Annotated in this window: 14 protein-coding genes; 7 read left to right on the top strand and 7 right to left on the bottom strand. The window is 66.4% G+C overall.

Going from position 1 to position 14,672, the window contains the following annotated elements:
• The first annotated feature begins 99 nt into the window (after positions 1-99).
• From KK141_RS17930 to KK141_RS17920, 3 genes are all read left to right on the top strand, one after another.
• Positions 100-774 (top strand): response regulator transcription factor, encoded by a 675-nt coding sequence (locus KK141_RS17930; RefSeq protein ID WP_214571029.1) that lies wholly within the window; start codon positions 100-102, stop codon positions 772-774.
• Entirely contained in the window at positions 771-2,012 is a 1,242-nt protein-coding gene (locus KK141_RS17925) for a HAMP domain-containing sensor histidine kinase (RefSeq protein WP_214571030.1), read from the top strand. Before KK141_RS17930 ends, KK141_RS17925 begins: the two co-directional genes overlap by 4 nt.
• Positions 2,013-2,103: 91 nt before the next feature.
• Complete coding sequence (locus KK141_RS17920) at positions 2,104-3,234, top strand: agmatine deiminase family protein (protein WP_214571031.1); 1,131 nt, start codon at positions 2,104-2,106, stop codon at positions 3,232-3,234.
• A 19-nt stretch (positions 3,235-3,253) separates the two neighbouring features.
• Here the strand turns inward: KK141_RS17920 and KK141_RS17915 are convergent, their stop codons facing one another.
• The 7 genes from KK141_RS17915 to KK141_RS17885 all read right to left on the bottom strand — a co-directional run bounded on the left by KK141_RS17915 (position 3,254) and on the right by KK141_RS17885 (position 9,657).
• Complete coding sequence (locus KK141_RS17915; protein WP_284733898.1) at positions 3,254-3,730, bottom strand: PhzA/PhzB family protein; 477 nt, start codon at positions 3,728-3,730, stop codon at positions 3,254-3,256.
• Positions 3,731-3,851: 121 nt separating this feature from the next.
• Positions 3,852-4,697, bottom strand: a complete 846-nt coding sequence (locus KK141_RS17910; protein WP_214571247.1) for a PhzF family phenazine biosynthesis protein — start codon at positions 4,695-4,697, stop codon at positions 3,852-3,854.
• Positions 4,698-4,702: 5 nt separating this feature from the next.
• Positions 4,703-5,332: a pyridoxal 5'-phosphate synthase gene (locus KK141_RS17905; protein ID WP_214571033.1), complete on the bottom strand. Its 630-nt coding sequence runs from the start codon at positions 5,330-5,332 to the stop codon at positions 4,703-4,705.
• Between the two features lie 2 nt (positions 5,333-5,334).
• Positions 5,335-5,709 carry a hypothetical protein gene (locus tag KK141_RS17900; protein WP_214571034.1) on the bottom strand — a complete coding sequence of 125 codons (375 nt, stop codon included), beginning with the start codon at positions 5,707-5,709 and terminating at the stop codon, positions 5,335-5,337.
• Positions 5,706-7,562, bottom strand: coding sequence for an anthranilate synthase family protein (locus KK141_RS17895; RefSeq protein WP_214571035.1), 1,857 nt, complete (start codon positions 7,560-7,562; stop codon positions 5,706-5,708). Before KK141_RS17895 ends, KK141_RS17900 begins: the two co-directional genes overlap by 4 nt.
• A complete protein-coding gene (locus KK141_RS17890) occupies positions 7,559-8,185 on the bottom strand; it encodes an isochorismatase family protein (RefSeq protein ID WP_214571036.1) in 627 nt (208 codons plus the stop codon). Before KK141_RS17890 ends, KK141_RS17895 begins: the two co-directional genes overlap by 4 nt.
• A gap of 53 nt (positions 8,186-8,238) precedes the next feature.
• Positions 8,239-9,657, bottom strand: coding sequence for a 3-deoxy-7-phosphoheptulonate synthase class II (locus KK141_RS17885; RefSeq protein WP_214571037.1), 1,419 nt, complete (start codon positions 9,655-9,657; stop codon positions 8,239-8,241).
• 222 nt (positions 9,658-9,879) lie between these two features.
• On the opposite strand from KK141_RS17885, the gene KK141_RS17880 reads away from it, so the two are divergent.
• The 4 genes from KK141_RS17880 to KK141_RS17865 all read left to right on the top strand — a co-directional run bounded on the left by KK141_RS17880 (position 9,880) and on the right by KK141_RS17865 (position 14,472).
• A complete protein-coding gene (locus tag KK141_RS17880; protein WP_214571038.1) occupies positions 9,880-10,926 on the top strand; it encodes a methyltransferase in 1,047 nt (348 codons plus the stop codon).
• 202 nt (positions 10,927-11,128) lie between these two features.
• Entirely contained in the window at positions 11,129-11,458 is a 330-nt protein-coding gene (locus tag KK141_RS17875; protein ID WP_167253053.1) for an antibiotic biosynthesis monooxygenase, read from the top strand.
• A 66-nt stretch (positions 11,459-11,524) separates the two neighbouring features.
• Positions 11,525-12,751 carry an FAD-dependent monooxygenase gene (locus KK141_RS17870; protein ID WP_214571039.1) on the top strand — a complete coding sequence of 409 codons (1,227 nt, stop codon included), beginning with the start codon at positions 11,525-11,527 and terminating at the stop codon, positions 12,749-12,751.
• Between the two features lie 56 nt (positions 12,752-12,807).
• Positions 12,808-14,472 (top strand): NAD(P)/FAD-dependent oxidoreductase, encoded by a 1,665-nt coding sequence (locus KK141_RS17865; protein WP_214571040.1) that lies wholly within the window; start codon positions 12,808-12,810, stop codon positions 14,470-14,472.
• The last annotated feature ends 200 nt before the right edge of the window (positions 14,473-14,672 follow it).

Here is a 14,672-nt window from a genome sequence, read left to right as displayed (position 1 = left end):
ACAAGAGCCGGCCGTTTCGCCGCATCGGCCCTCTCCTGCGCCGCCGGGCCAGCGTACGATAGAGCGCATCGCCTCACGGTACCCACGGCTGGAGCAACGATGCTCGTACTCCTGGTTGAAGACGACCGAGACCTCGCCGCGTCGGTGCTGGAATATCTCGAATCCGACGGCTACGAGTGCGATCACGCGGCGGACGGCAAGGTGGCGCTGGAGCGGGTGCAGTCGCAGGCATATGCCGCCATCGTGCTGGACGTGAACCTGCCGCGGATCGATGGCTTTGCCGTGTGCAAGGCGATGCGCGAAGCTGGCGTCGCCACGCCCTGCCTGATGCTGACCGCGCGGGACAGCATGGCCGACAAGCTGGAAGGCTTTCGCAGCGGGACGGATGACTACCTGGTCAAGCCGTTCGATATGGCCGAGCTGTCCGCCCGCGTCGGTGCGCTGTCGCTGCGTGGCCGCCATCTTCAGCAACTGGCCGTTGCCGATCTGGCAATCGATCTGGCGGCGCGCACGGCCACGCGGCAGGGGCGGACGCTTTCGCTCAGTGGCCGGGAGTGGGAGGTGCTGGTGCATCTGGCGCGCAAGAGTCCCGCGGTGGTCAGCCGCGAGCAGCTGGAGGATCTGCTGTGGCCGAACGGCGCGCCTTCCACGGACGCCTTGAAGATGGTGCTTTATCGATTGCGCCAGGCCATCGACGATGGCCAGGCGCAGCCGTTGATGCATACGATCCGGGGCCATGGCGTCGCGCTGCGCGCACCGGCCGCGCAGCCATGAAGCTGCGGCGCCTGTTCGCCGGACGCCTGATCGTCCTGATCGTCCTGGTCAGCGGCTTGAACGGCTATGCCATCTACCGGCTCTACAACTGGGGCCTGGACGACAGCAGCGAGTTCTATCTGTGGAAGGATGCCCAGCAGGCCAGCGGCTATTACGAAGCGACCGGCAAGCTGCCCGCCGGCGATACGTTTCGCCAGTACTTCGCCGATGCGAAGGCGCTTTCCGCCCGCTATGGCCAGGCGCTGGCGAAGACCCATTGGACACCGGACGAAGTCACCACGGTCGATGCCGGCCAGGGTTTCCTCTACATCCTGCCGTTCGAGCTGGAACCGGGGCACGAGCCAGCCTTCGTGGTGCACCGCTTCCTGCCGCAGGACGACGCCGGGCATACCGGCCCGAGCCTGGCCATGGTGGCGCTGATCCTGCTGCTGTTGTCGCTGCCCATCGTGGCGGTGGTGGCCTTCGCGATGTTCCGCTCCGTCGCCCGCCCGATCGAACGGCTCAGCGCCTGGGCCGGAACCCTGTCGGGCCAGCCGGGCGCAGCACCGCAACCGGCTCCGGCTTTACCCATCGATGAACTCGACGCCCTGGCAGCCCGGTTGCATGGCGCGATGACCGAACTGGCCGCCACCCATCAGCGCGAACAGTACTTCCTGCAGACGCTGAGCCACGAACTGCGCACGCCGCTGGCGGTAACCGGTGCAACGCTCGATCTGCTGGACAAGAAGCGCGATGCGCTGGCGCCGTGGCACAACCAGCTCGACCGGATCCGCCGCGCGCATGGCGACATGCGCGCCATGACGGAGACCTTGCTCTGGCTGTGGCGCGAAGGACGCGACGAGCTGCCGCTGGTTGCGGTGCCCTTGATGCCGCTGGTGGAGCAGGCCTGGCGCGATGTCAGCGCGCGGATGCCCGGGCAGGCATTCACCCTGCAAATGGACTTCGCACCCGGACTGACCGTACGCGCCGTCCCCGTCCTGCTTCAGATGACCATGCACAACCTGCTGCGCAACGCGCTGGAGCATGGCGCCCCGGGTGTCATCCGCCTGAGCGCCGATGCGGAAAGCCTCCACCTCGGCAATGCCATCCGCAAGGACGAGCCGGACGAAGGCGGCACGCACGGCTTTGGCGTCGGGCTTCATCTGGTCGAGCGCATTGCCGAGCGCATGGGTTGGAAGGTGGTGGTGTCGCGGACCGGCGAGCGGTTCGAGATCCAGCTGATTTACGCCGGCCGCTGAGCTTTCCGGGCGCCTGTTACCTTGCTGTTACCCAGCCTCTTTTAGCCTCCTCGCCAACGACTGATTCAAACCCGGCCAGTGAGGTGGCAGTGTGACTACGCGCAGGCAGTTCATTACCCGAGCTTCATCCCTGATCGGCCTTGGCCTGGTCTCCCCGCTGGTATTCGGCGCTTCGCGCTACTCGTCGTGGCTGGGCGGCAGTGCCGATGGCGACATGCTCATGCCCGACGAAAGCCACCCGCATACGCGCACTTTCATGGCCTTTGGCGCGCAGACCGCGATCTGGAAAGACTTCACGCCCGACGTGCAGGCCTGCCTTGGGCTGGTCGCCGGCACTATCGCCGAATACGAGCCGGTGACGATCCTGTGCCGCGAGGAGGAGCTGGACCTGGCCCGCGAACTCTGCGGTACCTACAACACGCGCTTCATCACCACAGAACTCGACGACATCTGGATGCGCGACATCGGCGCGAACTTCGTGATCGGCAGCCGCAGCGAACTCGGTGCGGTGGATTTCAACTTCAATGGCTGGGGCGACAAGCAGGAGCACGACCTGGATGCGCGCGTGGCGCGTCTGGTCGGCAACGATGCCGGCGCCGAATATATCCGCAGCGCGCTGACCGGCGAAGGCGGCGGCATCGAAGTGGATGGCCAGGGCACGGCCATCCTCAACGAGAGTTGCTGGGTCAATCGCAACCGCAACCCCGGCTGGAGCCGCGACCAGATCGAGGACGAGCTGAAGTCGGTGCTGGGCCTGAAGAAAATCATCTGGCTGCCGGGCATCAAGGGCAAGGACATCACCGATGCGCACGTGGACTTCTATGCGCGCTTTGTCCGGCCCGGCGTGGTGGTGGCCAATCTCGACAACGACCCGTCGTCGTACGACTACGCGGTCACCAGGAAGCACCTGGACATCCTGCGCAACGCCACCGACGCCAGCGGCCGCCGGCTGGAGATCCACACGCTGCCGCCGCCGGAAGATCTGCGCAAGAACCGCTTTACCAACGGAAACGATGCCTTCGCCGCCGGCTATATCAACTTTGTGGTGGTGCGGGGCGCGGTGATCGCGCCCCAGTTCGGCGATGCGCATGCCGACCGGTACTGCAGGGATCTGCTGCAGTCGCTTTATCCCTCCTACCGGATCGTGCAGCTGAATATCGACCCGATTGCGGCGGGTGGCGGCGGCATCCATTGCGTCACGCACCACCAGCCGCAGGTTTGAAGCGGCCACCCGTCTTCGCTCAGGCCGGAATGCCGGCGCGCTTGATGGCGGGAAACGGAATGCCCAGCGCGCGCATCTGCTCATAGGGATTCATGAATTCGCGGCCCTGCTTGATCTTCCCGTTCTCCATCTGGAACGAGTGGATAAAGTGGTTGCGGTAGATGCCCGGCGGATAGCCCGGAAACAGGATCTGGCCTTCGCCGTCGCATTCGACCCAGAAGCGGTTGGGGTCCTGGGTTTCGAAGATCTGCACGTTGGTCCATTGCCAGTCGGGGAAGCATTGCAGCGACCAGGCGCCGTGGGCTTTCAGGGCTTCGTGGCCGTAGGAGGCGATGGGGCCGCCGGTGTCGTTGGTCCACAGGCCGCCGCTGCCGTCTTCGGTGAAGAGCTGGTAGCGGGTAAGACGGCCTTCGCCACGGCGGCTGAAGTAGTCTTCGATGACGCGGCGGTGTTGGGTGCGCAGTTCGTGGTCGTTAGCGAAGCTGGTGGTCGACATAAGCATTCCTTTCGTCAGTTTCCGAATGTAGGTTGGGGTGAGCCGCAGGCGAACCCCAACGTTGCGCACCGTTGGGGTTCGCTTTGCTCACCCCAACCTACGCAAGCTGGACTCTTCGGTTCTATGCCTTCCAGCGCAGCAGCTCGCCGCGTGCCACTACCGTGGCCGCACCGGACACTTCAATCGGCCCGATCGCATCCATCGACCCATGAATCGTCGCCCGCATCAGCGAGCGGCGCCCCATCTCGACGCCCTGCAGAATCTCGATGGCGGTGCCGAACTCCGACAAGCCATGCCGTATCAGATGCAAGGCCAGTGGCCCCGCCGCCGAGCCCGTCGCCGCATCCTCCGCCACGCCATAGGCCGGTGAGAACATCCGCATCCGCCAATGCCGCCCTGCCCCGGCAAAACAATTCACCGCTACGTCGGGCAAGGTCGCCAGCACCCTCAGATCCGGCTTCACCGCCGACAGCGCCTCGATCGTCGGCAGCCCGACGAAAACATGCCGCGGACCGATGTGATACACCTCGACGGGCAAGGTCGAACCCTCGATCCCCAAGCCATCGATCAATACATCGGCGTGCTCGTACGGCAACCACGTCGGCACCGGCTGCACCATCGACGCCGCGCGCACCACGCCTTCGCGGTCGCGTTCCAGCTCGAACGGTATCGTGCCCATCGCCGTGGCCATCCGCAGCGTGCCGCTATGCCCGCGCTGCCCCAGCACCACGGCCGTGCCCAGCGTCGGATGTCCGGCGAACGGCAACTCGTTCACCGGCGTAAAGATGCGTACGTGTACATCGGCACCGGCCGGCGGCGGAAACACGAACGTCGTCTCCGACAGGTTCAGCTCCCGCGCGATCCGCTGCATGTCCTGCGCTTCCAGCCCCTGCGCATCGAAGAACACCGCCACCGGATTCCCTTCCAGCGGATTTTCGGTAAACACATCCGCCACGGCATAAGGCATCGCTTTCAAGGCTGCAGCCTCCGCCAGTTCCAGGCCTGCCCATCGCGGTCGTAACGCAGGCGCTGGTGCAGGCGATCCGGCGCGGCGTGCCAGAACTCGATGCTCTCGGGGTAAATGGCATAACCCACCCAGCCATCGGGCCGCGGCAGGCCCAGCGAGGCGGCGAGCAGCGCGTTCGCTTCGTCGCGCAGCGCGGCCTCGTCGTCCAGCGGCGCGCTCTGGCGCGACACGAACGACATGGCATTCGTGGTGATCGGCCGGCGGCCCCACAGTGCGTCGGAGACTTCGGTCGACACCAGGCGCGTCGGGCCGGCGATCGTGATCTGCTGCTTCGTCTCGCGCCAATACAGCACGCCCGACGACCAATGCGTCTCGTCGATCTCCCGGCCCTTCTGGCTATGCCGGTGCGTGGTAAAGATCAGCGCATCCGGCCGCACCTCGATCACGTGCACCATGCGCGCGGAAGAGCGCCCCTGCGCATCGGAGGTCGCCAGCGCCATCGCGCCGCATTCCGGCACGCCCAGCTCGCGCGCCTCGTCGAACCAGTTGCGGATCACCGCCATCGGATCGGCCGGCGGCGCGCCGAATACGCTGGTATCGCGCGCCGCCACGGTCGCCACTTCGTACTCGGCCATGGTCAGGCGCCTCCCTGCGGAAAGCCGACCGGCGCATGCCCCGGCGCCGGCGCGCCGATGCCCGCCAGGCCAAACCACGCCGTGGGCGAGCCCTGGTCGATCAGCGCCTCGACGTCGAAGCTGGAACGCCAGGTCGGCGGATAGCCGATCAGCTCGGTCGCGCGGTTCGGCGGCAGCGACTGGCTCATCGCCTCGTGGTGCTCCCACAGCACCACCGCGCCCCACAGGTTGTTGGCGGGGTCGGAGATCCAGAACTTGGTGCGCATGCCGGCAATCGCTTCCCACGGCGCCACGCCTTCGCCATGCAGGTAGCCGCGCAGCGACTCGATGGTCTGCGCCGAGCGGTCGAGATTCCACCAACTTATCGTAGCGATCATGATGAGAGCACTCTCTTGACGTTGGATGCGATGATGTCGACGCCGCGCCGCGTCAGCAGCGATTCGGCGTGGAACTGGATGGAAGCGAAGCGGTCGCCGCGCAAGGCGTGCACTTCGTTCGAGGCCAGGTCGCGGCTCACTTCCACATTGCCGGCGCCCTGCACGTTGATCGCGCTCGCCTCGCACTTGGCGACGAACGAGTTGTAGAAACCCACCCACTCGCGGCTGCCGAACAGGTCGATCTCCTTCTGCACACCCTGGTTCGGCTCCGCGCGCGGCACCAGGTCCAGGCCCAGCTCCAGGCACAGGATCTGGTGGCTGAGGCAGACAGCGAGAAAGGCCTTGCGGCGGGCCAGCAGCTCGCCCATCACGTGGCGCAGGCTCGCCACGCGGCGGTCGCGGACGTCGCGCGGGTCGCCAGGGCCTGGCCCCAGCACTGCCACGTCGCAATCGCTGTCGAACAGATCCGGATCGGTGCAGCTCTTGATCGTCACTTCCAGCCCGATCGCTTCCAGCTGCTGAGCCAGCATGGCGGTGAAGGCATCTTCGGCGTCGATGATCAGCGCACGGCGTCCGCGCAGCGATGGGTCGACGCAGATGCGCTGGCTGCTGTCGGTCAACCAGAAGTTGGCGACGGCGCCGTTACGCTTGCCGAGCGCGGCCTGGACGGCCGGCACGCCGGCAAAGCTGCGCGTCGCCTGCACGCCCAGCGCCGCCAGCAACGCCTTCGCCTTGGCGCGCGTCTCGTCGGCTTCCGCCTGCGGCTGCGAGTGGCGGACGATGGTGGAACCGACGCCGATCTTCATCGAACCGTCGGCGGCGATCTCCGCGGTGCGGATCAGGATCGCCGAATCGAGCCGCTCCCCGCCCGCGGCATCGTTGCCGATCAAGGCGATCACGCCGGCATAGAAGCCGCGCCCCTCGCGCTCCTGCCGCGCGATCACCCGGCAGGCGTTCTCGATCGGGCTGCCCGTCACCGTCGGCGCAAACAGCGTCTGCCGCAGCACGATGCGCGCCTCGGCCTGCGTGCGGCCTTCGATGTAGTACTCGGTATGCGCCAGGCGCGACATCTCCTTCAGGTACGGTCCGCGCACGGTGCCCCCGGCCGGACAGAAGTGCGCCATCATCTTCAGCTCTTCGTCGACCACCATGTAGAGCTCGTCGACTTCCTTCTCGTTGGTGAGGAAATCGAGCACGCCGTCCAGCGTCGGCCCGGTCGACGGATACCGGTAGGTGCCGCTGATCGGGTTCATGATGGCCACGCCGTCCTCGACGCTCACGTGCCGCTCCGGGCTGGCGCCGATAAACGTGCGGCCGCCGACGTGCACCAGGAAGGTCCAATAGGCGCCCGATTCCTGCACGGCCAGGCGGCGGAACCCCGCCAGCGCCGTGGCCAGCGAGTAACCATGCAGCTTAGCCCGGTAGGTGCGCTTCAGGACGAAGTTCGCCCCTTCGCCATGCCCGATCTCGTCGTGGATGACCCGGCGCACCGCGTCCTCGTACGCCTCGTCCTCCATGTCGAACGCACCCTCGGTAAGGTGCAGCGCCACGTCGGGGAAAACTTCGAGCACTTCATCCAGCGGATACACCTCGCGCTCGCGGATCTCGATCGCGCAAAGCCGCTCGCCGTCGTCGATGCAGGCAAAGCCGCGCTCGCGCAGCTGGGCGTAGGGAATCAGCACCAGCACGCCGTCCTTGGACTCGCCCGTCTCCGGCAGGTCGACGAAGGACTCGCAGGTCCGCGCGTGCCCCGCGTAGACCTCGAGCAGGCGCGGACCGGTGCCGCTCTCGCGCACGATCAGCGCGAACGCGTCCTTCAGGCTGCCGCTCACAATCCGTTCGAGCAGGCTCATTGCACGATCTCCCCGGTGGTGAGGACGACGGCGCAGCAGCGCGCCGCATGCTCCAGCGCCATCAGATGGCGTTCCAGCGAGAAGTCGGCGGTGGCGTCAGCCACCACGAAGGTTTCGATGTCGTGCGAGAACGATTCCAGCGCCGTGGTCAGAATGCCGATATGCGCGTAGACGCCGCCGATGATCAGCTGGTCGCGCCCATGCACGCGCATGCGCGCCTGCAGGTCGGATTTCCAGAACGCGCTGTAGCGCCATTTCTTGAATACCCAGTCGCGGTCTTCCGGCGCGAGCTCGTCGATCACGGCGCGGTCCTCCGGCGCCACCTGCATGCCGTCGCCCCAGAAGTCGCGCAGCAGGCCGCGCTCGTCGCGGCTCATGCCGCCCGGCTGCGCCGTATAGGCCACCTGCATGTCGTGGTCCAGCGCGAAATCGCGGATGGCGCGGATGTTGCGGATCAACGGCACATCCAGGCCGGCCTGGCGCAGCGGGCGCAGAAAGTAGCGCTGCATGTCGTGGATCAGGAATACCGCGCGGGACGGATCGATGGTCCAGCGCGGGATATTCCGCGGCAGTTGCCCGGACACGGGCAGGGTGTAAGCGCTGATCGCGGGAATCCCGGTCATGGCGTCTGCAAACCTCTTGATGTCGATAAGGCGCGAGTCGAAAGAAGCGCGGGTCAGATAACGGCGACAGGCCTGGGGCCCGCAGCGGTGCGTTCGACGGCCTTGGGGCCGGAGCGCTCCGCCTTGGTGATCAGCATGGCGAGCTCCATCGCCTGCTCGTAGTTGAGGCGCGGGTCCACCGCCGACTTGTAGGCGCGCGGCAGATCCTGCTCGGTGAGGCTGCGGGCGCCGCCCAGGCATTCGGTCACGTCCTCGCCGGTCATTTCCAGATGCACGCCGCCCAGGCGGGTGCCTTCGGCCCCGTGGATCTGGAAAGCGGTTTCCAGTTCGTAGCGGATATTGTCGAAATGCCGGGTCTTGATGCCGGTGGGCGTGGTTTCGGTATTGCCGTGCATCGGATCGGCGACCCACAGCACGTGGCGTCCCGCGCGGCGCACCGCCGCGAGCAGCGGCGGCAGGGCTTCGGCGATGTGCTTGCGGCCCATGCGGGTGATCAGCGTCAGGCGGCCCGGCTCTTCGTGCGGGTTGAGCACTTCGATCAGCTGCAGCAGATCGCTGGGCTTGGTCGAAGGGCCGACCTTCAGCGCCACCGGATTCTGCAGGCCGCGGAAGTACTCGACGTGGGCGCCGTCGATAGCGCTGGTGCGCATGCCGATCCACGGGAGATGCGTGGACAGATTGAACCAGCCGCGGCGATGCGGCACGCGGCGTGTCACCGCTTCTTCGAACGGCAGCAGCAGCGCTTCGTGCGAGGTGTAGAAGCCGGCGCTGACGCGCTCGGTGCCCATCTGTCCGCCCAGCGTGTGCAGGAAACGCCAGGAGTTGGCGATCTCCTCGACGGCCGTGCGGTATTCCAGTGCGCGCGGCGACTGGTCGATCCAGTCCAGCTGCCAGTACTCCGGATGGCGCAGATCGCCGAAGCCGCCCTCGAACAGCGCACGCGTGAAGTTCAGCGTCAGCGCGGAGAAGGCATAGGCCTGGAACATCCGCTCCGGATCCGGCTGCCTGGCGAGCGCATCGAATTCCGGCGCATTGACGATATCGCCGCGGAACACCGGCAAGGTTTCGCCGCCGATGGTTTCCTTGTCGCTCGAACGCGGCTTGGCGTACTGCCCCGCGAAACGGCCGATGCGGATCACCGGCTGCTTGAGTCCATGTCCCAGGATCAGGCTCATCTGGAACAGCACTTTCAGGCGATTGACGATGGTATCGGCGTCGCAATCGCCGAAGCTCTCCGCGCAGTCGCCGCCGTGCAGCAGAAAGCGGCGGCCTTCCTGCGCGTCGGCCAGCGCGCGCTTCAGTTCCTGGATCTCGCCCGACGTCACCAGCGGCGGCAACTTGCCGATGCGCCGCACGACCGTATCGAGCCTGGCGCCATCCTCGTACGTGGGCTGGTGCAGCGCCGGGCGCGAGCGCCAGGACGCCGGATGCCAGCCGCCGTTCTCCCGCGTGTGGCTGTGTTGACTGCTCATCTCACCGACCTCCGTGTGCGACGACATGGATACGCCGGCCCTGACCGGCGGTACGCGATGCAGCGACGACTTGCATCGGCGGATCGGCAAGCTAACAAAACGCATCAGGGCAAAGAACCGTAGAAAACCCGGTAAGCGTCGCCGGTACATGTGCATTACGTTGCGCACGCCAGCTATTGCGACTGGCCTATGCCATGGCCCAACCAACCCGAGGAGCGCCACATGTCAACGCAAGCCGAAGCCGTGCGCGAGACGCACGCCGCCGCCGACGTACCGCCGCATTACCAGCTGCTGCAGATGATCACCGGTTACTGGATGACGCAGTCGATCTATGTCGCCGCCAAGCTCGGCATCGCGGATCTCGTCGCCGACGGCCCGCGCCAGGTGGACGATCTTGCGCGCGCTTGCGGCGCCCAGGCCGACCTGCTCAACCGCGTGCTGCGCGCGCTCAGCAGCGTCGGCATCTTCACCGCGCACGGCAAGGACAGCTACGGCCTGACGCCGCTGGCCAACATGCTGCGCTCGGACCTGCCCAACACCATGCGGCCGCAGGCCATCATGCATGGCGAGGAGCAGTACCGCGCCTGGTCGCACGTGCTGCAGAACGTCAAGACCGGCGAGATCGCATTCGAGAAGGAGTACGACAAGACCTACTTCGGCTATCTGGCCGAGCACCCGGAAGCCGACCGCGTGTTCAACGAAGCCCAGGCCGGCTACACGAAGGAAGTGGCGGGCGCGGTCGTGGATGCCTACGACTTCACGCCGTTCGCCACGGTGGTCGACGTCGGCGCCGGCTATGGCCCGATGCTGCTGAAGCTGCTCGGCCGCTATCCGCATCTGCGCGGCATTCTTTTCGATCAGCCGCACGTGGCGGACGCCGCGCTCGCGCGCATCCAGGCCGCGGGTCTCACGGGCCGATGTCTCGCCGAAGGCGGCGATTTCTTTGCGTCCGTTCCGCCGGGCGGCGATGCCTACATCCTGTCGCTGCTGCTGCACGACTGGGACGAGGAACGCAGCATCACCATCCTCAAGAACATCCGCCGCGCCATCGCGCCGAACGGCCGCCTGCTGGTGGTGGAGCTGGTGCTGCCGGAGGGGCAGACGCCGTTCTTCGGCAAGTGGCTGGACCTGCATATGGCGGTGCTGCTCGGCGCGCGCGAACGCACGGCCAACGAGTTCCGCGACCTGTTCGCGGCGTCGGGTTTCAAGCTGCAGCGGATCATCCCGACGTCCACCGGCATGAGCATCGTCGAAGCGGTACCGGTCTGAAGACACGCAGCGATGTGGACATGCCGTGAACTTCGCCGGTGCCGATCGCACTCGGCGAACGCAGCGAAACGAGTCCGTAGAAATTACCGATGTGCTGCGCCGTCCCCCTCGCTACCGTCGAATACGCCCCGGCACCGAGCAGCGTGCCGGGTGTCTACCGAGCCATCGACTGGCCATACCCCCGTACGTCAAGGAATTCATCATGACCAAGAAGCAAGCCGTTATCCGCGCCGACGAGACCGTCACCTTCATCAGCGTCTTCGACGTGGAGCCGGAGAAGCAGCAGCAGCTGATCGACGTGCTCAACGAAGGCGCCGAGAAGGTGATCAGCAAGCGCCCGGGCTTCATCTCCGCCAGCGTGCTGGCCAGCAAGGACGGCACCCGCGTCGTCAACTACGCGCAGTGGAAGTCGCTGGACGACGTCAAGGCCACCCGCGAAGACCCCAACGCGGCGCCGTTCGCCAAGCGCATGGCGGAGCTGGCCAAGGCCACGCCGAACGTGTTCACCGTGTCGTCGGTGCATACGGCCTGATCGCACCGGAACCGGGCGCCGCACGGCGCCCGGTTCCATCCGTTGCCTGCCCTGGGAGGGGATTGCATGAAGTCGTCCGCGCAACAGCCGCGCATTCTTATCGCCGGAGCAGGGATCGGCGGTCTTGCCTGCGCCCTCGCCCTGCATGCGGCGGGCTTCCGCGACGTGATCCTGCTGGAGTCGGCGCCGACCATCGAGCGCTTAGGCGTGGGCATCAATGTGCAACCCGCGGCGGTGGCGGAGCTGAGCCTGGCGGGGCTGGGCGATGAGTTCGAGCGCAGCGGCATCCGCACGCGCGCCATCGCCTACCTCGACGAGTTCGGCCGGCAGCATCGCAGCGAGCCGCGCGGCACGGCGGCGGGGCATCGCTTTCCGCAGTACTCGCTGCATCGCGGCGACCTGCAGGCGATGCTGCTGTATGCGGTGCGCGACCGCCTTGGGCCGGAGAGCGTGATCGGCGGAGCCCGCGTGGTCGCCTTCTATGAATCGGACAACACGGTCACCGTGCGGCTGGCGTCCGGCGCGGCGCTGGGCGTCAACGAGATTTCCGGCGACCTGCTGATCGGCGCGGACGGCATTCACTCCAATGTGCGGCGCCAGCTGCATCCGGAAGCGATGGCCGTGCGTTCCGGCGGGCTGCAGATGTTCCGCGGCGTGACCGAGCTGCCTTCGTTCTTCGATGGCGAGACCATGATCGTCGCCAACGACAGCAGCAAGCGGCGCCTGATCGCCTACCCCATCTCGGCACGGCACGCGCAGCAAGGCCGGGCACTGGTCAACTGGGTCTGCATGATTCCCGACGAACTGCTGCCGTCGACCTCGGATGTATGGTCGCGCGAGCGCGTGTCGGCGCAGGACGTGCTTCCGCATTACGCCGACTGGACCATGGAAACGTTCGACCTGCAGGCGATGCTGGCAGGCAGCGACTCCGTGCTGCGGCAGGCCATGGTCGACCGCCCGCCACTGCCGTGGTGGGGCAAGGGCCGCGTGACCTTGCTGGGCGATTCGGCGCACCTGATGTATCCGGTCGGCGCGCATGGCGGTTCGCAGGCCATCGTCGACGGCTTCGAGCTGGCCGACACGCTGGCCGCCAGCACCGACCTGGTGGAAGGCCTGCGCGACTACGAGATCCGCCGGCAGGCGCCGACCAGCAGCATCGCCCAGGCCAATCGCGACCGCGATACGGCGGAGCGTTCGCTGGCCGTGGCGGCGGGCGCCGACAAGGCCGCCGAGATCGACCGCATCACCCGCACTTACAACGCAGTTGCCGAGCGCTCCTCACGCAGCGGCTAGGCAGCCTTCTCCCGTGCTGTACGCAGGATCCAAGCCATTCTCAAGGAGGTTATGTCGTGGACATCGATCAGAAACCCGCAATTGACGCCATCGTGATCGGCACCGGCATTGCCGGCATCTATGCGCTGCACAAGCTGGGCAATGAGCTGAAGCTCAAGGTGCGCGGCTTCGAGAAGGGCGCCGGCGTGGGAGGCACCTGGTTCTGGAACCGGTACCCGGGAGCGCGATCGGATACCGAGAGCTTCGTCTACCGGTATTCCTTCGACCAGGAAACCTATGACGGCTGGAACTGGACGCAGAAGTACGCATCGCAGGGGCAGATGCTGGCTTATTTGAATGCCGTGGTGGACCGGCATGGCCTGCGTCCGCTGATCCGCTTCAACACCCGTGTGGTGGGGGCGACCTTCGACGAGGCACGCGGCGTGTGGGCCGTAGAGACCAGCGATGGCGAGGTGGTGGAAGCGCGCTACCTGATCACCTCCGTCGGCGTGTTGTCGAAGCTCAACAAGCCGAACCTTCCCGGCCTCGATCGTTTCGAGGGGCGCCAGGTGCATACGGGTGCGTGGCCGGACGATCTGTCGCTGGAAGGCAAGAAGGTGGGCGTGATCGGCACCGGCTCGACCGGCGTGCAGTTCATTCCGGCCGCGGCCGCGGTCGCGGGCCATCTGACGGTGTTCCAGCGCTCGGCGCAGTACTGTGTGCCGGCCGGCAACGATCAGTTGTCGCCCGACTTCATCCGCGAGTACCGCGCCAACTTCGGCGGCTACTGGGACCAGCTGCGCCAGACCCGCATCGCCTGTGGCTTTGCCGAGGCCGGCGTGGCGGCCATGTCCGTCTCGGCCGAGGAGCGCACCCGCGTGTTCCAGGAGCACTGGGATGCCGGCAACGGCTTCCGCTTCATGTTCGGCACGTTCTGCGATATCGCGATCGATCCGGCGGCCAACGAGGCGGCCTGCGATTTCATCCGCGAGAAGATCGCCACCATCGTCACCGATCCGGCCACGGCGGCGAAGCTCTCGCCGCGGGAGCCCTACGCCAAGCGCCCCGTCTGCGCCGACGGCTACTACGAGACCTACAACCGGCCGAACGTTGCGCTGGTCGACCTGAAGGCGAACCCGATCGCCGAGGTCAACAAGAGCGGCGTCCGCACTGCCGACGGCAAGCAGCACGACCTCGACGTGCTGGTCTATGCCACGGGCTTCGAATGCGTGGAAGGCAGCTACCGCGAGATGCGCATCGCCGGCCGCGACGGCGGCCTGCTGGTCGACCACTGGGGCGACCGGCCCTGCAGCTATCTCGGCATCAGCGTGCACGGCTTCCCCAACCTCTTCATGGTGCTGGGGCCCAACAGCGTGTTCAGCAACCTGGCGCCGGCGATCGAGACCCAGGTGGACTGGATCGCCCATCTGGTGGGCCGCGCCGAGCAGCTGGGCCAGCTGATTGTCGACACGGATGCGACAGCCGAAGACGAGTGGACCGTGCAGTGCGAACACATGGCCGCCTACACGCTGTTCCCGCAGGTGAAGTCGTGGATCTTCGGCGCGAATATCGAAGGCCGGCCGAACCGGGTGCTGTTCTTCTTCGGCGGGCTGGCGGCTTATCGTGAAAAGCTGGCTGAAATCGTATCGAGCGGCTACGCCGGCTACGGCTTCGCCCCGGCGGCCTTCCACACGCCGCTGCGGACGCCTTCGAACGACAGCGTGGCGACGCCGATTGCCTGAGCGCGTGGCCGTGCCGTAGACAACTTGTTCTTGCTGTCGACCCGAACAGCTATCGCGACCGAGCGTCGCGGTAGCTGTTTTTTTGCGCCCAGTGGCGAGACTTGCGATCCACTGCCCAGGCCCGGGTCGTTACACGCCGCTTTCACACCGACATTAGTCATAGTCGCCCAATTCATTAAAGCGAATGGCCGCATGTTCAT

This window comes from Dyella sp. LX-66 (genome assembly GCF_018599165.1).
GTDB lineage: Bacteria > Pseudomonadota > Gammaproteobacteria > Xanthomonadales > Rhodanobacteraceae > Dyella_D > Dyella_D marensis.
This window is presented reverse-complemented; position numbering and strand designations above follow the sequence as displayed.